Annotated in this window: 20 protein-coding genes; 1 reads left to right on the top strand and 19 read right to left on the bottom strand. The window is 28.8% G+C overall.

The features are described from left to right. Positions 1-154 precede the first annotated feature (154 nt). Positions 155-1,099 (top strand): hypothetical protein, encoded by a 945-nt coding sequence (locus tag ON24_RS07875; RefSeq protein ID WP_040682565.1) that lies wholly within the window; start codon positions 155-157, stop codon positions 1,097-1,099. A gap of 7 nt (positions 1,100-1,106) precedes the next feature. Here the strand turns inward: ON24_RS07875 and ON24_RS07870 are convergent, their stop codons facing one another. The 19 genes from ON24_RS07870 to ON24_RS07780 form a co-directional block, all read right to left on the bottom strand. Then, on the bottom strand, positions 1,107-1,652 hold the full coding sequence (locus ON24_RS07870; RefSeq protein WP_152411905.1) for a hypothetical protein: 546 nt from the start codon (positions 1,650-1,652) through the stop codon (positions 1,107-1,109). Positions 1,653-1,756: 104 nt separating this feature from the next. Then, positions 1,757-2,860: a hypothetical protein gene (locus ON24_RS09285; RefSeq protein ID WP_152411904.1), complete on the bottom strand. Its 1,104-nt coding sequence runs from the start codon at positions 2,858-2,860 to the stop codon at positions 1,757-1,759. Positions 2,861-3,009: 149 nt separating this feature from the next. Then, the gene (locus ON24_RS07860) at positions 3,010-4,047 is read right to left on the bottom strand and encodes a hypothetical protein (protein WP_040682563.1); all 1,038 of its coding nucleotides are present in this window, start codon (positions 4,045-4,047) and stop codon (positions 3,010-3,012) included. A gap of 26 nt (positions 4,048-4,073) precedes the next feature. Beyond that, a complete protein-coding gene (locus ON24_RS07855; protein ID WP_152411903.1) occupies positions 4,074-4,625 on the bottom strand; it encodes a hypothetical protein in 552 nt (183 codons plus the stop codon). Positions 4,626-4,705: 80 nt separating this feature from the next. Then, positions 4,706-7,540, bottom strand: coding sequence for a hypothetical protein (locus ON24_RS07850; protein WP_040682561.1), 2,835 nt, complete (start codon positions 7,538-7,540; stop codon positions 4,706-4,708). Between the two features lie 34 nt (positions 7,541-7,574). Continuing rightward, the gene (locus tag ON24_RS07845; RefSeq protein WP_040682560.1) at positions 7,575-8,231 is read right to left on the bottom strand and encodes a hypothetical protein; all 657 of its coding nucleotides are present in this window, start codon (positions 8,229-8,231) and stop codon (positions 7,575-7,577) included. A 45-nt stretch (positions 8,232-8,276) separates the two neighbouring features. Then, the gene (locus ON24_RS07840) at positions 8,277-9,080 is read right to left on the bottom strand and encodes a hypothetical protein (protein WP_040682559.1); all 804 of its coding nucleotides are present in this window, start codon (positions 9,078-9,080) and stop codon (positions 8,277-8,279) included. Between the two features lie 22 nt (positions 9,081-9,102). Further along, entirely contained in the window at positions 9,103-10,929 is a 1,827-nt protein-coding gene (locus tag ON24_RS07835) for an Ig-like domain-containing protein (protein ID WP_040682558.1), read from the bottom strand. Positions 10,930-10,956: 27 nt separating this feature from the next. Beyond that, positions 10,957-12,240, bottom strand: coding sequence for a baseplate J/gp47 family protein (locus ON24_RS07830; protein WP_040682557.1), 1,284 nt, complete (start codon positions 12,238-12,240; stop codon positions 10,957-10,959). A 69-nt stretch (positions 12,241-12,309) separates the two neighbouring features. Beyond that, positions 12,310-12,753 carry a hypothetical protein gene (locus ON24_RS07825; RefSeq protein ID WP_040682556.1) on the bottom strand — a complete coding sequence of 148 codons (444 nt, stop codon included), beginning with the start codon at positions 12,751-12,753 and terminating at the stop codon, positions 12,310-12,312. 20 nt (positions 12,754-12,773) lie between these two features. Continuing rightward, entirely contained in the window at positions 12,774-14,099 is a 1,326-nt protein-coding gene (locus ON24_RS07820) for a hypothetical protein (RefSeq protein WP_040682555.1), read from the bottom strand. A gap of 22 nt (positions 14,100-14,121) precedes the next feature. After that, positions 14,122-15,213 (bottom strand): XkdQ/YqbQ family protein, encoded by a 1,092-nt coding sequence (locus ON24_RS07815; protein WP_040682554.1) that lies wholly within the window; start codon positions 15,211-15,213, stop codon positions 14,122-14,124. 24 nt (positions 15,214-15,237) lie between these two features. After that, entirely contained in the window at positions 15,238-16,701 is a 1,464-nt protein-coding gene (locus ON24_RS09020) for a transglutaminase-like domain-containing protein (RefSeq protein WP_050553606.1), read from the bottom strand. Positions 16,702-16,720: 19 nt separating this feature from the next. Then, positions 16,721-17,275, bottom strand: a complete 555-nt coding sequence (locus tag ON24_RS07805; RefSeq protein WP_040682553.1) for a hypothetical protein — start codon at positions 17,273-17,275, stop codon at positions 16,721-16,723. A gap of 47 nt (positions 17,276-17,322) precedes the next feature. Further along, positions 17,323-20,517: a hypothetical protein gene (locus ON24_RS07800; RefSeq protein ID WP_040682552.1), complete on the bottom strand. Its 3,195-nt coding sequence runs from the start codon at positions 20,515-20,517 to the stop codon at positions 17,323-17,325. Between the two features lie 182 nt (positions 20,518-20,699). After that, on the bottom strand, positions 20,700-21,188 hold the full coding sequence (locus tag ON24_RS07795; protein WP_040682551.1) for a hypothetical protein: 489 nt from the start codon (positions 21,186-21,188) through the stop codon (positions 20,700-20,702). Positions 21,189-21,539: 351 nt separating this feature from the next. Beyond that, on the bottom strand, positions 21,540-21,974 hold the full coding sequence (locus tag ON24_RS07790; protein WP_040682550.1) for a hypothetical protein: 435 nt from the start codon (positions 21,972-21,974) through the stop codon (positions 21,540-21,542). Between the two features lie 7 nt (positions 21,975-21,981). Then, the gene (locus ON24_RS07785; RefSeq protein WP_040682549.1) at positions 21,982-23,229 is read right to left on the bottom strand and encodes a hypothetical protein; all 1,248 of its coding nucleotides are present in this window, start codon (positions 23,227-23,229) and stop codon (positions 21,982-21,984) included. A gap of 4 nt (positions 23,230-23,233) precedes the next feature. Then, the gene (locus tag ON24_RS07780; protein WP_040682548.1) at positions 23,234-23,503 is read right to left on the bottom strand and encodes a hypothetical protein; all 270 of its coding nucleotides are present in this window, start codon (positions 23,501-23,503) and stop codon (positions 23,234-23,236) included. Positions 23,504-23,636 lie beyond the last annotated feature (133 nt).

Genomic DNA, 23,636 nt, shown 5'->3' with positions numbered 1-23,636 from the left:
CCGCTCGGAACTACTATAACTTTTTGTTCTATTCCCTTTTTTTCTTATATAATAACATGTATTATTAAAACTGATTTTTATAATTTTTTAATGAAATTTTCAATTAATAAAAAGTAAACAAAAAAAGTCATATCAATTAAGTTTAGGTATTAAAATGGTGAAAATAAACTTATCTACGTATTATATTTCATTAATCAATAAAGAAACAAAACAATACACTAATTTAGATAAAATTGAATTTCCTTTAGTAAATGGTCAAATTCCTAATACAATAAAAGAAATTTTAAATAACTTCTTTAGTAATAAAAGAAATAAATCCTCTTATTTTAAAGATAATAAAATTCTTATTATTTCTCGTTTTGCCGTAAAATCTAATATATTTTATGGAGAATTTTTATATGGTACCTATGGTGCTGAACATCCTGTAAAAAATATTCATAATAACGAGGAAGAAACTAAAATAAATAAAGATCAATCCGTATTATCTCCCTATTATTTTTACATAGAAATTCCTCCAAATACAACAAAAGGACTTTTAATATTAGAAAATAAAAATAATGATGGAATTAAAGGACTTTTTGAAGGATGGTTTGGAGAATTTGTTAAAAAATGTACTTATACTAATTTTTTATTAGAATTACAATCATTTATGCCTGAAAAAATAATCGAAACTTACATAAATCAAGGAACTCTTAAAAAAATTAGATTTGTATCATATAAATTACCTACTGATAAATTAGATTTATTAAATGGATTTGAACCTGACGAGGGATATGCGGAATTAAAATTCCAAATTAATAAAGAGAAAAGAAAACATCTTACAAAAAAATTACAAAAGTTAATTAAAAATGAGTGTAATGAATCTGAAGAATACTTAAACATAATGAATAATGATTTAAAAACTGATGATATTAAATTTGAAATAGAATTAAGGGGATCTAAAAGAACATTTTCCATAAATAATTTAAAAAATGCAGTACCTGCTAGAGATATTACAGACGAATTAGAAGAAGGGAAAGATGGACATAGAACTTTTGAGTCTATTAATAATAAAGGTAAAGAATATGCAAATGATATTCTTAGAGAAAATATTGATTAATAAAATATTAATTTTCAATATGATATCTAATTAAAGTATGTCCCATTTTTAAAACTCTAAATATTAATATGAAAAATATTGAAATTAAATATACTATTATAAAATTCAAAATAAATTTTAATATTTTTAAAATTTCATTCCCAATCATATTGGAGATAAAATTATAAGTTAAAGAAAAGAATAATAATAAAATTACCAATACAATTGTAATTAATATTTCAAAAGAGATAGTTACATGATATTCAACTAGAAAATCATTTATGTTCCAATCTTTTCCCCCATAATAAGTAGGTTTTGCATCACTATCTTTTAAATTAAAAGATGACAACATTAAGTTTAATAAAAAACCTATAAATATAGATAAAGAAACAAGCAATATATTAATTAAATTTACATCAATATTAATGAAAAACATTAATATTAATGAGATTACACCTGGTAAAATTATTAAATCTTTTTTTTCATTTTTATTATACTTAAAAAAATCTTTAATAATAATTTTAGGAGAAAAACTTGAACTCATTTTAACCACATATATAAATTTATTATTCATTAATATAATGTTATAGGTATAATGTTCATGAAAAATAATATTATTTTTAAATGTATATATTTTTTGCATTAAAAAAAATAAAAATTCAAAAATTTTATACATTTTTAAATTGTACCTATGCCATAACGGAATATAAGATAATTTTCTGAGTTAACATTTTTAATATCATGATTTAACTCTACTTGAGATAAACCTGTAACATTATTATCTCCATGATAATTTTGGAAAATTGGAATTAAATTACTGTTTGCTTTTTTTAACTCTGTATATACTGATTTCATTTTAGTATCATTATAATTATAATTATAATTATACAGCATAGGTAAAGGAATAGCTTTCCAATTTAGGATGTCTTGGTGGTAATAATCTTTCACAGCATTAGGATGTTCCGCCATACATGTTGCATACACTTCTTTATCATTCAATGCATTAACCACCTTGTTAGTATTTGATGTAATACGATTCATAATATTATCATTATGATTATTACTATTATGGCGATTATAATCCAAACAAACCCCATCAATATAATCTTTTTTTCCTATTCCTATTATTTTTTCAATTCTCTTGTTTGCTTCAGAAGAAATAGGGTTAACCATATTATCCCCATTGTAATAGGTCGTGTAGAAGATTATCAATTTTGCTCCTATGATCTTACATTTTTTTGCAAATTTTTTCACGTATTCTTCACCACTGGTGTCAAAGATGATATGTGAAAGGAAAATATGATTATATTTTTTCTGTTGAAGTTCAGTGAATGAAAGTTTTCCAGTATCGCTTGCACGGACAAATATTCCTTTTAGGTTATGTTTTGTATTTGGTCTTTCCTTTACTATAATTGTATTAGTGTTAGTAATACCTTTACTAGTTGTTGTTATTACATACTGATTAGGGTTAAGGTTGATTGTTAATTTTGCAGTACCTTTCTCGTCAGTTTTCCTATTATAATCCTTATTACATATATTGAACACTAATTTTTCACCTTCGACTGGTTTTCCATTCTCAGATAATTGTGCATTAAAGGTTGTTCCGTCTTTAAAAGTCATTAATAAGTCTTTTGTGTTTAAAGTAAATTTTACTTCTTTCTCTTCTTTATCAATGCTTTCTAATGGTTTTTCTTCTTCCTTTTTTTCCACTTTTGGAAGAGAATCATCTATTTTATCTGTTTTATGTACATCGAATGACCAATTTTGTATGATTTCTTTCAATTTAAATATTATGTTTTCAAACAATTCAATAAAATTAGTTATAATATCATGCCTTCTGAAAATAAATTAACATAAAAAAATAAAATTTGGTGGAAAATAACTATAAAAAAAATCAGATGTAATTTCCCTACAATAAAAAAAGTGAAAGTTTAATTTTTAGTAATTACACAAATAGATGGTTGGGAAATGTAATTCATTGAGGCACGAAGATAATCGAAACTTCTTTTTTGAAGACTTGCACCTCTTAAACTATAAATTTCATATCCATATTTTTTACTTGGATTCAACATTGCCATTGTATAATAATGTCCTGCCTCAAAATTCCATGTTCCAAGTTCTGCCCATCCCCCATGAATAATAACTGCTACATTTGGGTCACGGCAGTATTGTGCAAGTTTATCCCAGCCCACTTGACTAAAATTTTTCCAAGAATAAGATAATTTTACATTATGTTCTTTTTGAAGTATTTCTAATGCACGATTAATTCCTTGATGTCCAGTACCAACTGTTGTTGTTCCAGCTATATCTGCAATATGTCTTTGTGAGAGATCAATAGCAAAAAGTTCATAGAAACATTGCATAATTGAAACTTCCGCGCAATAATAATTTGTTGACTGCTTTTCCTCACCATTTGATAAATACCTTGGATTCCAAAATTCTCCCTGTGAATTTGGTTTGTATGTTACTGTTTTAGGTTTACTTGCAGTCTTGGTGGTTGTAGTGGTTTTCTTGGTTGTGTCCTCTTTCTTGGTTTCAGTCTTGGTAGCTATTTCAGTCTTCTTTTCCTCAACCTTATCAGAGTCTACATGGATATAATTAGTAATCTCACATGGTTTGAAGCCATCTACACCCTTGAATACGGAGTGTATCTCGTAATCTCCCTTATTCAATCGGATTGGTAATTCTGCTACACCATCAATGTCTGTATCACGGACATAGGTTTTCCCTACAACTGTCATTTCAATATGGGTGTTTCCCACTATTTTTCCGTCGGTGGTCTGTACCCAACACTTATAGGATTTAACTTCACTAACCGTTTTTGTAAGGTTAGCTCCAATCATTGTAGTTGATATATTATTGACAGTTTTATCTTCTTTTTTAACCTCTTCATTATCTTTGTTTTCTTTTCTTTTGAAAATGTTGATGTATTTGTTTATTAATTTTTTAAAAAAATTTATAAAATCCATAATTAGGCTCCAGTAAATAAAATAAATTATTTTTCATAATACAATGTCACATTAACTACTCCAGTCCAGTTGCTGCTTCTTCTATTTTCAACAATTAATTGATTTTTCTTTAATATAACTACAATATAATTATATTCAGACAAAACAACAATCATATTTGGAGGCAAGTAACCTGAATATTTTGTTGTATCAAACGTATAGATTACTTTTTGTTTTCCTGCAGAATACGTTGCAGAAGGTATATGTACATTAAGTCTAAGTAAATCCCCTTTTTTCATTAACTGAAAATTAGTATTTGAAATTATATTTGACCATACACTCCATTTATTTTTGAATTGTGTTAATATATCAATTTGTCCTTGTAAATTTGATTCAATATTTTTTATTTTTTCTTCAAGTTCTGTCTGTATATTTGTAACATTATTACTTGCAGTTTCTGCAGTAGTATTAGCTGCTATTGCAGTATTATTTGCTTCATTTACAGTTTCATGTATCGTATCCAAATCGGATTGTGGCATAATAGTCACATCAGTAATTGTGTCACTATTATTTTTAAATCCTAATCTGATAGATTCCATATTATTTTTATCTTCAACTATAAAATCCCATGAAATTGTATCTTTATCTGCCATAAAAAATTAATCCTCCGTTTTAGTTTTTAAGTTCTATAACTATATCCATTTGGAAGAATATATGCATTGTTGTTGATATTGGTTCTTTCTAGTTTATAACCTAAAGATAATCCCGTATCTCTAATGTTAGGTATATATTCTATTTGTAATTCATCTCCAATTTTTAAATCATCATTTAATGTTATTCTTCTTGATGTATAATCAACTGTATAATCAATATTTTCTGTTAATTCAACTTCATCTGTATTATCAATGTCTTGAAGATATACATGATGAATCATACAATTAGGATCCATATATAAAATGAAATTATTTTTATCGGTTACCTGGTGTCTACGGATGTTTTCAGCTTGATTATAATCATCAGATATAGTATCTTCAGTGATAATAAATCTTTCAGTTTTATAATTCAGTGAAAATGGCATTTCTTCATTGTGAATATTTTTTACAATTATTGGATTGTATTCTATTTCATATATTCCTGGTTTTGCAACAGTATATTTTGTTATATCAAAATTTGTTGTTTGTTCTTGTGATGAAGAGGAAATATCTGCTTTTGCAACAGTATAATCAGATGCATATTCATCTTCTGTAACCTCAATATTTTCAAATATAATACAATCTTCAAATTTTAAGGGTTCATCAGTACATTTAATATAATCTGATGTTGTAGGTATGATAATCTCTGTTTCATCAATTGTTTGATATTTGATATTATGTAAGAATATTGGTTGATTCTCGGCATCATGGTTGTATTGGATTGTATATTCTAACCATTCTGTGAATTCTTGATCATCAGTTACAACAATACTATCTTTAATTTTTTCATCACCCGTATCTTCATTATTAGATAAAATGAAATTTGATTTATTATATGACTCTTCAGTACCATCTGCTCCACCAGGACGACATGGGATATATGCATATTTTTTAAATTCCTCATCAGTAGAATTATAAACATGATTATTCAAGCAATGTAATGAAAGTATTGGATATGCGGGTTGTCCTTTTAACGGAATATAATATCTTTGGTTCCAACTTCCACCTGCATCTTTATATTTGATTTTTGGCATTAATCCATCACAAAGAATATAAATGTTATTTTTTTGGTAAAGTTTAACATATTCTGGATGTTCTGCAAATATATCTGCGATTTTTTTATATTCTTCATTGTTTTGTAGAGTATTAATTTCCTCTTTAATATTTTCATCAGTAATTAAAAAAGCATAATTTGCGATTTCATCAATATCAATTATTCTAAAGCTTTCTCGTTCAACACCACTAGAAATAATATCCACATCGTATTTTGTATTAATTTCTTGTTTTACTTTAGCATTGATATTATTCCATTGGTTAAGACCTAATGCTGGTTCTACTTGTGGATTTAATGCTTTTGTACGGGCATATCCTTTCATTGCAGGTTTACTGAAAATATTGAATTCTACTTCTTGTATAACTGGGGGGATATAATTAGATGTAATTTGATTACTTGGATTTGTAAGTATCGCACGAATAAAAACAAATTGTTTTCCTTCACATTCATGAGTCCATTTTTGGTCTTGTCCATTTATAGATCCTCCAATCTGAGTCCAATGCTTAAAATCATGTGAAACCTCCCATTTAATTGTACCATCATTTTCTTTTTGACTTGTAGATAATTGTAGTACTTGAGTAGGATTCAATTGTAAAGGTTTAAAATAAATATAATAATCTTTTCCAATGGTATATTCTTTAGAACTTGGATATTCAATATTTAATTCAAAAAAATAATCTTTAGGTGCACGATTTCCAGTAGCATGAGTTAATGTTTTATCTGCTTTTCCATATATCTGCCAAGTTTTTCCATTATTATAACTTGTAAATGCATTACCCCATCGATACGGATTATCATGACAAATTGTAGACCATCCTCCAATGCCATATTTTTTGTCTGGACAAGTTAAAGGAGATTTTAATACAATAGCATACTCATAACCCACTTTTAATGGGATTCTTTGTTGAAATTTAAACGTACGTAAAGATTGAGTATACTTCTGCTCATACCTATATTCTGCTCTTGCAAGTAGTTTACCGCTGGGGAACCATGTTTTATTTTTATCTTTTGCATTTGCTTTTTGTGCTTCACATTCTCTTATTTCAACATAAAGAGGAGAACCAGTATTTGGATGAGATTGTATACGACATGAAATATCACTAAGATATACTGTTTCACCTTTACTGAATGTACTTCCTCCCCCAGGTTTAGTTATTTTACCTGCAGGAATAACAAAAGTTTGTGCTCTCGCAGTAGCGGGAACATCACCAGACAATGGATTACGAAGATGTTCTACATGAGGAGCATAAGCCTGATGAAGATTCCAACTAACATTCCAAAAAGTGTTACAACCCTCATAATGAACATCACCATAACGATGACTAAAAAGATAAGGACTATAACTTTTTCCATCTTTCCAAGAATATTTCGTAAGATTGTTCTCCGTATGCACATCTACGGGGATAGTGCATATCCCCTCTACATAATCTAATTTTGCAGTTGTTTTAACATAATCTATAATTGCAGTATTATCAGTAATTTCTGCAGTACTAAAATCATTAAATTTGTATTGTCTTACTTCATCAGATAATTTCCAGTTTTTTCCTTCTTGCTGTATTCCAAAACTTTTTTGAAGATCAATAGCAGCATAAGGAAAATTAATTGTACTAATTACTGGACCCTCTTTTTCAAGTTTCTTAAACATTTTATATAACCACATTATATCTTGCCCTTCTCTTTTAAGAAGTTCGCAGGATACATCTTTACCGTCACCATAATCGCCAGCTGGAATATTGTTCCATATAGCCTCTAAATTATCATTATTCATAAAAAAAGAAACCTCCTTTATTTAGGACTGTAAATTATTGATTTATACTGTAAATATTACTTATCTCATTGCCATAAGGATGTACATACAATATGTTTTTTGATGTATCAACATAATATGTTCCTTCAGTTGTTAGTAATTCTTTACTATTTACTTGAGAAATATCATTAATTTTTCCTTTGTATGTTTGTTCTAATTGTTCAAAAGTTGTTGCAGGAGTAGAATATATTATTGTACCGTCAAATAATTCTTCAGTATCCCAGTTTGTAATATGTGAACCAGTTCCAATAATATAACTATACGTAACTGTAATATATGAACCAGATGGTACATTGAGAGTATCTGAAAGAATATCTCTACTAATTAGTGTTCCTTGATTAGTAAACACCCCTATTTCATTTGCACCATTAACATCCTCAGTTGTAAAAGTAGTATTGAATGTTACAATATTATTTTCTATTCTTGAAGATTCAATAATACTTGATGAAATATTGTTCTCAAGTTTTACATCATTGGCAGTTGGGGTAGTTTTACCAGTACCAAAATTAATTTTTTTGATAAACTCATTATTTTCTTTTATAAGACAATTTAACATAAAATTAATAGCTAGACTAGTAATAATATTACCTGATTGTGTATATATTTCTCCAGTTTCTTTATTCTGTATTTTATAGAATCCATAGATTTTCATAAAAAAATTAGTCTCCTTTAAAATAAATTTTTATTAAAATTTTTTTTATAATTCAATAGCGTAACTTTCAGGAAGAAATCCAAGATAATCTGTAAGATCTTCTTCATTAATTTTTTCATAATCCGTTAATCTTTTATCAGAAACATATGTTTCATTAGTTATTTTGTATACCTCTGCATTATGAGAATGTTCTCGAGTTAAACATACAGATGTAACTTCACTATTATTAGTTTTCATTACTAATTCTTGATTAGCCTCTAAATGTAATGATACATATAATTCAGTAATATACTGCTTATTATTAATAGATTCAATATATTCAGAAGAAATAGTATAAGATTTATCATTTATTGTAATTGTTGCAGTTTCATTATAATTATAATCAACAGTTAAAACTTGCAAATATAATAAATAGTCTCCAGTTTCTTCTATTTTATAATTAAATGATGTTAAAATTTCATTTTCTTTATAATTTAATAGATTTAATGTTTTAACATACATTGATTTTATATTAGAAGAAAAGATGAATTTACTATCAATATTTGAATGTATATGAAACTGATTATTTAATTCACTGAAAGGGATTGTATTTATATTTTGTAAACCCATATTTTCCCAGTAAAAAATAAGATTTCTGCATATATTAAATGCTTGACGAGTAACTGAAATAATGTCATCCTTTTTAGTTAAACGAATATTAGAAGGAATATCATTAATATCTGCTTTTAATTCTGTTGTTGCCTCAGAAAATACATTATCTGTTTTCATTTTAGCAACCCTTGAATTAGAATTACATTTCGGTTTACAAATTTTAACATAATTAGTATTATTTTCTCTAATCTTTGCCATAATGTATTATTCCCCCAATATTTTACTCTGATTGTATATGAACATACAATGGATTACTAATACAAGAACCATATTCCTCTCCGCCAAAATATTTAATTTGCAATAATATTATTTTTGTAGGATTATGATTACTGTACTTAAATACGGCTTCTCCATTACTATCCGTTTTTAAAGTCTCTTTTTCTTTACCGTCAACAAATAATGTAAGAGGAGCATCTCTTATGGCTGTAGAATTTTCTGTTAATTTTGCAGTTATTTGCAATTGTCTGTTTTCAATATCAGAATCCCCAGAATATGGTTTTATCACATATTCTTCCCAAGTAATATTATTATTTTCTTCAATTGTTGTTGGAGAAACATTTGTTGATAAAGATAATGTAGGATTTTTTAAATAGGGTAAAACTTCAACATTTAATGTCCCACTATTATTTTCAGATGATGTAAGTCTATATTGGTGCTTGCCAATTCCAGAGGGTTTATATTTAAATTGAGTATATCCATTTTTATTTGAAAAATTTTCATCTTGTTGAACCCAATCATTATTTATTAATTCCATTAATTTTACATTAACATTTTCTACAGGTTTACCATTTGAATCAACGACATGCCCTGTAAATATGACAACATCATTGTTTCTAACAGTTTCAACACTACTATGTATACTGATAGATAGATAATTATCTGATTTATTACAAATCATATGTAACAATTGTCTTTTTTTATTATATAATTGACTAGGAATTTGATAATATTTCCATACTTCAAGAGGTACAAGACTACTCCACTGGTTATTCGAATTAGGATACTTTTCAATATATTTTCTGATTCTTTGTTCATACCAGTAATCCGATTCAGTTAAACTATCCTCAAATTGAGGGTAAGTTTTCTGATAATATTCCTGGAGATTACCTTCTTCTGGAGGTTGTTTAAATTTTAATCTTTTAACATTCAAAATATCTCCAAGTTCATCAAGAGCAAGATCATGATCATAAAGATTAGGAATCGGAAGTTTACTTTTAAAATCATAATTTACAGTATCATTCTCTGGAAAACCTTTAATAAGATAATGTTCATCAAAAGTACAAACAGCCACAATCACCTTATCAGTAGGAATTAAAGTTTTAGAATTGTATTGAAAACTTATTTCATTATCAGCAAACATACTGCTATCAAAATAACTAGTTTTATCTGGATTGTCCCAATCCCATTGAAATTGTTCTAAAATATTATCATTTTCATCCAATCTAGTATACTGTACTGTTTTAATGTAGGGAAGATTTACAATCACATGATAAGTATAAAGAAAACCTTTATTTTGTTCTCTCCAAATTTTTATTGGACGATTAAGATCTCTATTCAAAGATTGTATCCAACAAGCATTACGAAAACTGAACAATTGATAAAAAATAGGACGATTTACTTTGCTAAAATTACTATCTTCATATTTATTAAGAAAACGAGGAAATTTATCTAGATAATACTGCCATAATATAGGATATTCTAGTTCCATAATTTTATCAAGAAAATTATACTCTTCTACAGTATACCATACAAGTTTAAATTCATTTATTTTATTTTTAATTTCATATAATGTATCTGCAGTAAAACTCACATTAACTATATCATTATTAATCATATTGTAATTATATTTGTATTTATCATTAAATTGTATAATATTCTCCATTGGAAGTTTTAAATTTAATACTTTCTCTTTAAGTTTTTCTAGATTATTTGCAGTTAATTTTATAAGTATACTCTCATTATCTGATTCATAATTATAATGATACATATAAATATTATTATGCAAACTTACACGATAAGGTAAATTATTTTTAGTTATTTCATCCATAATATCAAAAAAACCTTAAAAACATTTTTATTCAACTTTCACAGTTATATTACCAATATCAGCAATTTCAGTATCATCAATATTGATAATTTCACTATCAATAACAGCATAACTTTTACCTTTAACATTATCCCCAAAACTGCCTTCATTATCAACATATACAGATTGCCCAGGAGAAGTAAAAGTAATATTTTTCAATTCAGGAACCTGGGTTTTAATAAAATCACTACATTGAAATGGGATAAAATCTTCACCAATACCCAATCCATTATAAAGTGTACCATCACGTAAGTAACCACCATCAATAAATATACAGATAGCATCGTATACTCTATCCTCAATAGTGCTTTTTGCTTGAGAAGACAAGGGAATTTCTAAATCAATATCAGTATTAATTACAACACTAATATCCACACTAATATTCTTTGCAGGAACAACAGTAACATCATCATCAACACTACAAATATCAGATTCAACATCCTCTTGAATACGACGAATAAGATAATCATCACCAGGAGCAACAACAATCTTTAAAGTACCATTACCATTCCATTTTGGAATTAATCTCGCACCTTTAATCCCATTCAAACTACGAAGATAACTACTATATGCAGAACTAGTTGTTCTCGGAATATTATATGCCCAATTTCTTATACGAGTACGTAACTCATCATCAGACTCACGAGGAACACCCCCACTACTAGCATTCATATTATAAACAGTAGTATTAACACCAAGATTCAAAGAATCAATAATAACACTAATCTCACCAGCACCAACACGACCAGCATAACCTGGAGTCATAGAAACACAATTAATAACATATTCAGTAGCACCCGCAGGAATAGTAACTGCCTCTTGCGTTTTATACACAATACAATCCGCACTATTACTAGTTGCAACTCTAACATCTTTTGGGATAATAACAGTATTTGGTAAAGGACTACCAAATTCAAAAGTTACATCAACAGCACTATAAGTTGCAGGAATACGATATATACCAAAATAATCAGCAATAATCTCCAAATCAATACCCTGTGCTTTATCAAGGATAGTTGACTCATAATTATCACGAAGTAAACTAACACAACCTGTATCTTTATCCCACAAAAATTCACATATAACACTCATAAGCATTACTAACTCAGATTCAATATCCTTATTACCAGCAACAATATCCTTAAAATCTTCATTATTAGAAATTATTCCTTCATCAAACAACATTTCCATTGTTTCCATAAAAGCAGTATTATATGTTTTTCCACGAAAATTAAGACTAGCTATTTCTTCAATTTTAGATTGATTAATCAAAATTAATCCTCCCATTACAAAAAAAAGACAATAATTTATTATAATATTAAAAAAAAAGAGTTTTTTTATTCAAGTTTTCAGAATCACATTACCGTTCACAACCTCATCATTTATTGCAACAATCTGATAATCAACTTGATAGCTATATGGATCATCACTTATTTCATAAACTTTAAGATAATTAATTGTTTTAACACGATTCATTTCCTGTAACTGTCTACGACTATATTCTTCAATCCTTTTTGAAGTAAGATTATTCTTATTCTGTTTAATAAGTTCATATGTGCGATTACCATAATTGTTATACGTGGGATTATACTTGCATTCATGGTAACCAGTTAAAAGTTTACTGACACAGCCAGCAAATAAACTTTTTATACCAATTGCAATATCTAAATTTTCACCTTTAATATTCCAATCCCATCTATTTTTATCATAATCAAAAACCATATTTATATCATGATTTAAACTTTTTTCAAAGTTTTCTTCATTCTCATTATTTGTAATAGTCATATGAAATTCACCTCTAATTTTTATGTTAAATATATCTGGAAATAAACAGTGCGGGAATTATAATTGCTATGAGTGAAAGTTATAGTATTCTTAACCATTATATTACTACGTGTTGGTAAGAACCCAGATTTCTGATATACCCCGCTACCCTTATCAACTAGAGTAACATTTGAGGTTGAAGAACTCCCCCATTCTACCTTATCTTTAACGGTTGCACCAGTTATAGGGTTACCTGCATAATCAGTAATATAAACCTCAAATACCCCATTATGTACCACCAAGGGGGTTCTTAACTGAATATAGGCAACTTTTTTAATCTTATTAATTTCATTAATAATATCCTCATCAATCTCAGTTTTAGTATAATAAAGTGTTGAGTCAAAAGAACCTGATTCTAATATTTTACTGTCAATTTCTGATTGATTATAAGTTTCAGACTTTGTATAATAATCATCAAATTTAGCTTTTACTTGTAGCATGTCATAAGATAAATAGCTGTTAAATGTTTTTTGAGTAATGTTCGAGCCATAATTGTTAGTAGTTACTTCAATGTCTTCATCACTATGCATATGTTTTTTATCAGCTTGTTGTGACAATTTACTGTCAATTTCAGATTTTGTATAAACATTCAAAATAGAATTTTTACAATAATTTAAATCATCAATAATATTTTTAATATTTTCTGATTTTCCTTCTAATTTTTTATTTAATCTTAAAATAGAATCTTTACAATAATTTAAATCTTTAACAATACTTTTAAAATTATATTCTTTATCATTTATCAATAATTTCTCTGTTTTTAATGAAAGATTGTAATCATTAACAGATATTACAGTACCTTTTTCATTTTTTATATCAAGACCATTACTAGAGATTTTTAAACGATAATTATTATCTTTTGATCCCACCTGTATTTTAAATGTATTTTCTCGAGGATTTAAAGGATAATCCGAGTCATCAAAACCTAAATATCCTAATAAAATAGCCCCATAACTATTATAATCTCCATTTATTGCACATACAAGACCCATAATTTTATTATCTGGCACCAGATAATCCAAACCATTTTCATCTATCTTATGTACACCTTGAGGGATATAATTTATATTAGCATCATGATGAACAATATGAGAAATATAACACTTCCATGTAGATTTTTTATCACGAAGATTTACATATACAATATCCTCACAAAGATAATATCTTTTAATTTCTCCCACCAATATTTTAAGATCTTGTTTATCAAGTGATAGTGTATTAGCATCACCTGTTTCAACACCCACAAATTTTCTGATATTTTGTTTAAATTCTGCATCTGTAAATGTTTGATCCATCGCATTAACCATAACAATAACATCTCCTTATTGTTCAATCATCATTTGTTTCATCATTAGTAGAATCATCTTCATTATCATTATCAGATTCTGATTGTTGTTCTTCAACAAGTATTCCATATTCATTTTTTGTATCAGTAGTGAGATTTGGACTATATGTGCATAGTGTAAGATCACATTTATTCGCTTCTGTTGCACTCATTGATTGTGAGATTTTTTTAATAAAATAAGTATCTTCAAGATCATACTTGTTGTATTGAAAATTACACCATCTTCCAGGTGCAAATTCAGGATGTCCAATTACACTACATTCAATATTAAAACCATCATCACGTAATAATTTTGAAAGGTATGTTGTAGCATATGCCTTTGCTTCGTCCCTATTTACATTTCCAACGTCCATGGTTTCTTTTATTTCACCGTACCTTTTTACAAGTATAGGTAACGATACAACTAATTTGTCTCTTTTTGTTTTATTTGCACCATAAACTACTTCAATTGTATTACTCATCAATGGATTTGCTTCATTAACAGTAACAGAGTCTTCAATAAGATTATAATTTTCTTTTGCACTTAAATGACAGTATGTTTTATCAGGAGTACGTCTAACATATACAGTATCCCCAAAACAATATATCATTATATCATCATTATTCTTTCCAGCCACTTCTTTAAGACAATCCCATGCAGATTTAGCTCCACTAGAACCAGAATCAGAATCATCAGTCGATTCCCCATCATCTTGCATTTCTCCACCTTGAAGTTTCAAAGCTTCTGCCTCAGAAGATTTTACAGGTCCACTTATTTTAGTAAGATAAACATTATTATAAAGATGTTCATGCCCTGTGATACATCCATAGTCTGCGTCACAGCCTCCTAGTCGAGGTACACAATATATATGTCCTTCACCAGAACCATCACTACCTTCACCCAGAAGATCAGTATATTTGTATCCCCATGCCAAAGCAGGTTTATGACAATGCGGACATTCATTTTTAAATACTGATTTACAAAAAGTTGCTCCAAGTTTTGCAGCTACTTCAGTCTCACCAGGAGCAGTAGGTTTTCCAATAGCCATAATTGTCTTTTTATCTGCACTACGACCATATTTATCTCGTTTACCCATATTTTTACCCCATTCAACATTTTTTTAGAAACCTAATGTAGCACCAACAACCGTTTGTGATATTACTCTTCCAGCACAACTTCCCCAACCTTTGCTTGTTAATTTGTGAGTAGTACAATTACTTACCGTATCCATAGTAAACCACGAACCTCCAACATAATATTGAGCCCAAACATGAGCATAAGTTCCATCAAGAAATGCTGCAGTGCCTTTAATATATCTTGTTTTTATACCGACAGCATTTGCAAGAGCACAACAGAGCTGAGCTTCATCACAACAATTTGCAGATTTACCTTTTAATGTTTCAGATACTGTATTTCGTGTATTTGAATAATTTTCATAGGATACATGTGTTGAAACCCAATTGAAGATTTTTTTCAATGCTTTTTTACCTTTGCTTGAATTACATATTTGTTTTGCTGCTTTTTTTACATCTGCACTTACAGTGCCATCAAAACCTCCATTATCATCATCTTTATTATCAGATACTGTTGAAAAATCAATAACATCATTGTACAATTCAAAGAAATCAATATCTGCTTTAAGACCAATCTTATTTTCAATTATGTCTTCCATAATTTCTTGTCTTGTTTGTTGACTGTATTCTACTTCTATTTGTGTGTTTAATAATTCTCCAAGATCTTTACATTTCACTTCAATTTTACTTTCATTTGTAGATACTTCATCAATATATCCGCTGAAGACCATTTTTATATCTTCTTTATTGTTTGGGTATTTGTATCCTTCTTGGATTATAATTCTTGCTCCTCTTTTTAGGTTAATATTATTTGTTTGATTATAGGGAACATGGAATGTTGCAGTTCCGTTTGCTTCTTCATAACCTTTGTCAAAAGAGAGATCTATAATTTCATTATCAAAATCAATTATTCTTTTCGGGTCATTCATAGTTAATATATCTGAGTCAGAGGTTACATTGTAAATAGGTACCTCTTCATCTGATTCATTATTAGAATTGTCTTCATCTTTTTTAGTATTATCTTTATCATCAGTATTATCTGAATCATCTTCAGACTCTTGTTTTTCATTATCCCCCCAAAGATTACGATTACCTCTTTTCTTTAATTCTTCTTCAGGACTTATTTTTGATAATTTAATTGCATGATAATCTTTTGAATCAGTACTTGAATCAGTATCTTCATCAATAGCATTTGAATCTGTTGAGGTACTATCAATATTTGATACAGAACTATCTGCACTAGTGGAATTTGCACCGGTAGTATCTTTATTGTTAGTAGTTGTTGAATCTGAATTGCTTGAAGTATCTTCATTATCCTCTGATTCATCACTTAATTCGCCAGCAAGATTAAATTGCAATGTGTCTGCAGAACCAACTCTATATATTTCAGGAAGAAAAACACGTATTTTTATAATTGTCTCTGAAAAATTAGGAGGACATAGAGTATATGAAACTTTCTTTTTTTCTTCTCCATGAAGTTTATTTTCTATTAATTGATCATCAAGCCACATTGTATGACTCCTTTTTTTATTATTTTTTTGATTTTGTGTTTTTCTTAGTAGTTTTAGAATCAGTATTCTTTTTATCAGAATCTTTTTTCTTAGTTGATTTATTTGATACTGCATCAGCACCTACATTTTTACGAGCATTTTCATCTGCTTTTTGAGTATCAATTGGGGAAACATATGCCGGTGTTGGGATTTCATCAGTAACTTCAGTAACTTTAATTTGTAGTTCACATGCACCGGCATAAGAATATTTTGGAACTATTTGTACATATCCTTTAAACACGCCAAATTCTGCACTTACTATTTCACAGATTTGATTTTGAATAGAATGGAACTCTTCATTATATTGTGCAACTTTACTTGGAGGATAACTAATGTGTGTATTGAAGGTGAATTTTCTTGGAATATATTGTCCTTTTTCAAGATGAATATATTTTCCTCCAGCGATTGGAGTTTCTTTAATTTCTCTTCTACCATATCCTTCTTCTACATCAATACTTTCTGTGAAAAAATAATTACCATTAATGCATAAGCTTTCACTTATTTTACTTTTAAGATTTTTCTTATATACTTTCACAAAAAACATTCTCCTTTTAAATCATAATATTTTTAATATTCTTTTTACTAGTTTTGAGATATAGTTGAACCACCTTTAACTGCAAGGTTAACAACTTGTTTACATTGTTCAGTAGTAAGATTAGATAATGGGAATTCTTGTTTACCAATATGAATATTATATATTACATTTCCTTGAGTTTTACTTTTAAGATTACTTGGAGAAGAAGCAGTTTGTTGTTGTAAAGAATTAATAGTACCCATATTTATACCAAAATTTGGTTTAAATCCTTTACTTGCAGTTTTTCCAGCATTAGTCGCTGCGCCAATTAAACCTGTACTTTTATCTCTTAACATTTGGGCAGCGAATATCATTTCTTGTCCAGAAGCACGAGCCATAGTTCCTGGTGATTGTTGTTGTAAACCTTTATTTTTAAATGCATCTGCAGCTTCACTTGCAGCTTGAGTTGCTGCGGCTACAAGTGCTGATTTTTTATTATTAATTGCTTGTATTGCATAATCCATTTCAGCACTTACTGCATTCGCAAATTTCAAGGTTGATTTAAATCCGCGTGTTGTTGAATCTCCTATTCTTGAACCTCCTGTCCAACCAGAAGAAGCTGCAGTAGTACATGCTTGTAATACTTGTCCACTCATTGTTGAAGGCAAAGTCTTTAATCCATTATTAATACCATTTACAATTTGTTGACCTATTCCAACAGAAGGAGAGTAAACTGTATTTTTCATAGTTGAAAGAGTACTTGTAATTTGTCCTAAAGCATTTTTAATACCATTTGTTGCTTTACTGATATTCCCTACATTTACAGATGATAATTTTCTTAATTCTGTTGCAGCTGAACGAATTGCAGTAACTGCTTTTTTAACTTTATTAACATAATTAGAATCAACATTAGGCATAGCTTTAAATGCACGAATAGCATTTGATACACTATTTGCAGACCAAGCAATCCTCTGTATTTTATTACCAGTACCAGTAGGAATTGCAGAAATATTTACTAATGAACGAAGATGAGTAGCCACTTGGCGAACAACATTAACTGCAAGTGTGATATTTGAAGTTATTCCAGAATCAACTTGTATATTTGGTGATTTCAAACTTTTCATAGCATTAGAAACATTATTAATTGTCCAAGTAACCCTTTGAATTTTGTTTCCGGTACCAGTAGCTATATTGGGCATATCTTTGAATGTTGCTAACACTTTTGCAGCCATATATAATTTATCTCTTGCTTTTTGAAGATTCTCAATTATACCTCCATTTAATGCTTGAAAAACTATATCCCAATGTATATCACTACTTATTTGTGATAAAGATTTAACTGCTTCACTTGCAGATTTTAATCCTTCAGATGCATCTTTTAATTTTTGTGAAGCTTGTTTATCTGTTTGAGGCATACTGGAAAAACTATTAATGATAGGTACAGCGGCTATAATTTTACCTTTTGCTTTTTGAAGATTTTCAAGCATTCCCCCTCTGAAGTATTGGAGGAAATTTTCCCATGATATTGTCCCGCTAGTTGAAGATAATGATTTAACTGCTTCACTAACTGATTTTAATCCTTCACATACTGCTTTTAGTTTTTCAATAGCTTGTTTGTTGATATTTTCAGAACTTGAAAAACTATTAATCCTAGGTATAGCTTGTTTAATTTTATTTATTGATGATGCAAGTTGCATCATACCTAACCCAAGTGGATCAAGTAGTGCATTAACCCAACTTAATACAAATGTTAATGCCATTCCTGCAAGAGCTCCTGCAAGAGCCCATAATGCAGAACCTACTTGTTTTAAACCATTAATACCACTTGTTAAATCAATTCCTCCAAAATCAAGTTTATCAAAAAGGATTTGTATACCTTTAATAAATATTAATGCTTCTGCTACAAGTCCTGCAGCAACAGGTATCATAATTGCAATTACTGCAGATAAAGAAAGTAATGGAACAAGCATTGAACTAATACTTGCACTTAATGCTGAAAGACTTAATGAAGCAGTTTCAGCACCAGCAGCACCAACTGCTGCCTCTTCACCAACAGTAGTTAAAGTTGTTGATTCAACAGCAACTTTCTCCATATCCTCAGTAAAAGCACCCATTGCATTTGGATTAATACCTGCACCAGCATGTGAAGCAGCAGCATTAATATCTTTTCCAGTGACTTTAGTGGTAGATTTTTTATGAATCCCTCCAGGGAAATCTACTGCAGACATTGCTTCCATTTTTTCAGCTTCTGCCGCATGTGTAGCTGCAGCTGCGACTTCTTCATATGCTGCAGCTTTTGCATTTAACGTAGCGATTTGTGCTTCACTTTCAGTTACTTGTTCAACCCCATGAATAGCATTTTTCACAAAATCTACAGCATCCATTATACTTTTAAGACCATTCGCTACTTGTCCAATTGTAGTGAGTGCCATCTGAAGACCAGATAATGTTCCCCCACCAATCATTACAAGTTTTGTTATCCAACCATCAGTAGCATTATCTAATCCAAGAAAACCTCTCTTTGCTTGTTCAATGTATGGTAAAAAGAAGTTTCCAATTTGTTTTCCACCACGACTAAAAGCTTTATTTATTTGTGCATCAAGACCTGCATTTGTATTCATCAAAGCATCTGTTGAACCAATAACTTTTGTAACTGCAGCAATATAACCTTCAATATCTTTTTCATTACCACTCCAAAGACCAGTACGTTTAAGAGAATCCTCTGTAACTCCATACTGATCTAAACTTGCAAATGCACCTTTAGCACCTTTACTCAAATCACCCATTGCTGTTTGTGCCAGTTCTGTGGAACCAGTCATAGCTTGTACATATGCACCAAAATTTGCTACACCTTCAGCAACATTCTGTATTTCTTGATCATTTGCACCAGTTGCAGCTTTCAATTGATTCAAAGCAGGAATCAATTCCTGCATACTTGTAAGACTATTATTTGTAACATTATCAACAGTAGAATAAAGACTCTCAGCAGCAGATTTTGTTGAAGTCATGTTATTAATAAGCACTTTGTTAGTTTCAGCTTTATTAGTTGTACCAAAAACTTCATCATAAATACTTTTTCCAGTGATGGCAGAAAATGCTCCAGTTACTGCAGTATTTAAATCACCAAAATTAGAACTAATTTCATTTACAGCAGAACGAAAACTAGAACCCATTTTCTGTATATTATTTCTAACATTACCCAATGCAGGACTTGTTTCATCCCTACCAGTTATTGTAAGAATTATATCTTGAAATGATGCCATAAATGATTCACCTTAAATTTTGTTCTTTAATTTTTTCTGCTTCTTCAATTTCATGTTGAATCTCAAGATGATACCTTAATATAAGGAACCGATAATCTGGATTAAATTTATTACGAATAACCTCACTTGGTAAACAATTTAAATGTTTACTAACACGAAAATAAGTTTCCCCAATAATACTATTAACCAGCCGGAAATAATTCTTGATTTGAATCTTCAGAAATACCCAAATCATGTTGAAGTTTAATATACAATGAAACAACATTGTTAAATCTGAATTTATCAAGATATTCTAATGATAAAGGTATTTCATCACCATTTGGAAATATTATTGTACAAGTAGATGCGATAAATTCTTTAATAGATTTAAATCTTGATTCATAACTATCTTCAGTGCCAGCTAATTCAGAAGTAATATCATTAAGAATTTGTTGTTCTGCACGAGTAAGTTGTTCACCACGAGCATTTTTATTAATTACTTCAAATTGATCAGCAGTATAATCTTTAAATAATGACTCATGTTCTTCAATTGTTTTAATTATTGTTGAATCATCAATTGGATGTGCTTTTATAGTTAATTCAATCTGTTCACCTTTAATATTTGTTGGAGCGAATTTAAATGTTAATGAATCAGCATTAAGAAAATCTATCAATTCTTGTTCTGTCTGCAATATTTTTCTTTCAGTTTTCTTAGCTTTAACAACAACTTCAGGTTTGAGTTTTGATTCCGCCTGATCATAATCAGAGATATATATAAAAATAGTTTGGAATTCCTCGTTTGAAATGTGTTTACCATCAAGAATCTTGTTACGAATTTTATTTTCTTTTTTTGTTAATTTATTTGGATTTAATTGTGCTACTTTATCTTTAAATAGTTCAGATTGAGCATAATCCTTTTCAAATTCCTTTTGTCTTTTCTGTAATTCTGAATTTGTTATATTAATCCTCTCCCATATATATAAAAGTTGATTTTATAAAAAAAAATTAAAAGGATATTCTATAATGAATAATCCTTTTTTTATTTAAATATCATTAACATTAAATATAGTTGAATAACCAGCACTACATTTAATATCACATTTATTACCATTCTTCTTCTCAACTTTCATTTCACTAGGAGCAATATCAAAGAAAGTATCTTCAATCATTGGAGTTTGACCCGGAACTTTGTTGTATACACCAATACTAATTTGTGCGGATTTATCAACAACTGCTTTTGCAATAAGATTTCTTACTTTAGTAATGTTAATAACATCTTTAATTTCTAATTCAATTGTAATTTTCTTAGTAGTTGTTCCAACACGATAATAACTAGAAAGATCAGTAATATCATCAGTATCAATCTTATATGTTACAGTAACTCCACCAGAAGAAACAAGTCGTACTTGTTGTCCACCATAATTAAAAAGAATTTCTGCAAGATCGTAAATTTTTTCATCTTCAATAGTTTGAGTCATAAATATCTTATTCTCCTTCAGTAATAATTATTTGAGGTTTAAGAATTTCATTATTATATTCAATAAGGTAAGTTGCATTAATACCTGCAATTCCAAGATTAATAACTAGGTTATATGGATCTTCATCAGATTCATAAATATTACATGTATACTCAGGTTGAATATGATCTGCTTTTACTTCAGATTCAAGATAAGTATCTACTGCAAGTTTAAATTTTGTTATTGCATCAATTGTTTCATTCTCTTTTAATTGTGTTCCAAGAATTTTCATTACTTCCCTAATTTGATGATTATTATTCCTTAATGCATGAAGAAGACATGCAGTTGTTTTTTCTTCATCAGAACGAGCAAAACCAGTAGATACACCAATACATATTACTTGTAAAGGTTCACCATTATCATTAACACGATATGGATCAGATTCACAGAAAAGGACACCTGATTTCATGAGTGCAGTTGACTCTTCATCACTTCTTTTTGGAAAAGTTAATTGTCTTACAATAGTACCCTCAGAAGAATCATTAACATAACTATATTCATTTAAACTACGGAATGCATCACGACCCGGTTCAACAAAATAAGGAGTAGTAGCTATTTTTGCAAGAACTTTACCATAAAAACGATTTTCTATAAAAACAATATTATCGTCAATATAAGTGTTTTCATGGGTTAAATGAGTAAGAATTTTATCATCATAATCTTCAGTAGTTTCAATGGATCCTGCAGGGAAATAACCTATTCTTGGTTGACCTTTTGAACGAAGTTTTTTAATATGTGCTGAAACTTGTGCTACAAGACTCATATTATCCCCATCAGTTATAGTTGTTGTTTCTTTATTGGTTGAAGAATCAAGTGTAGTATTAACAGTAACAGTTAAAGGTTTATTCAATACAATCATTGTAGCATCTTTTGCTCTTTCACTAACTTCTAATGCTTGAACAAATGTGTCTGCAGTAACATTTTTATTACCAATATCAATAACATATACTTTTTCAACACCTAACTGTCCAGTAGCATTAACTTTAGCCTCCTCAAAGAAGTCAGTGATAATTTTCACATCAGGTGAGTCAGGACCTAATGATTTAATTACAGATTGACTATTAGTGTAACTTTCAATACTAATATTCTCTACTTCATGATTACTGCCTACTATGAAAACAGGTATCTCTGCACCAACACCATCAAGTGAAAGATAATTAGTATTGTCATTAACAACAATTCGTGGTCTATTTTTCAATGCTTCATAAGTTACCATATTTTTATATCTCCTTATTTTTATATTGGATTAATTTTTTTCTAAATTCTGATAAAGTAATACTTGGCATAATCTTATCTTCTTGAAAAGAGTTTAATAATTTTTTTTCTTCCTCAAATTGAGAAGTTAATTTATTATATGCAAGCATACCCATATGTAGTGAGTTATTCTCATCTACAAGACTAATTAAGCTTAATTTAGATTTTTTATTTTTAGAATTACTCTTCACGTCCTTTTTAATTTCTTCATTTTGATTATCTTTATTTTCTGTCATGATTTAAACCTAAAAATTAATTTTTTTTATAAAACTAAATAATTATCTGGATTCCATCTGCGACCGCCAATAACATGCTTTTTATAATAATCTACATTGAGTTTGATAATTCTACGATACAAGATAGGATCAT

The organism is Methanobrevibacter boviskoreani JH1 (assembly GCF_000320505.1).
In the GTDB taxonomy this organism is placed as follows: Archaea; Methanobacteriota; Methanobacteria; order Methanobacteriales; family Methanobacteriaceae; genus Methanarmilla; species Methanarmilla boviskoreani.
Note: the sequence above shows the minus strand (reverse complement) of the source record. Positions and strands in the feature narration are given on the sequence as shown.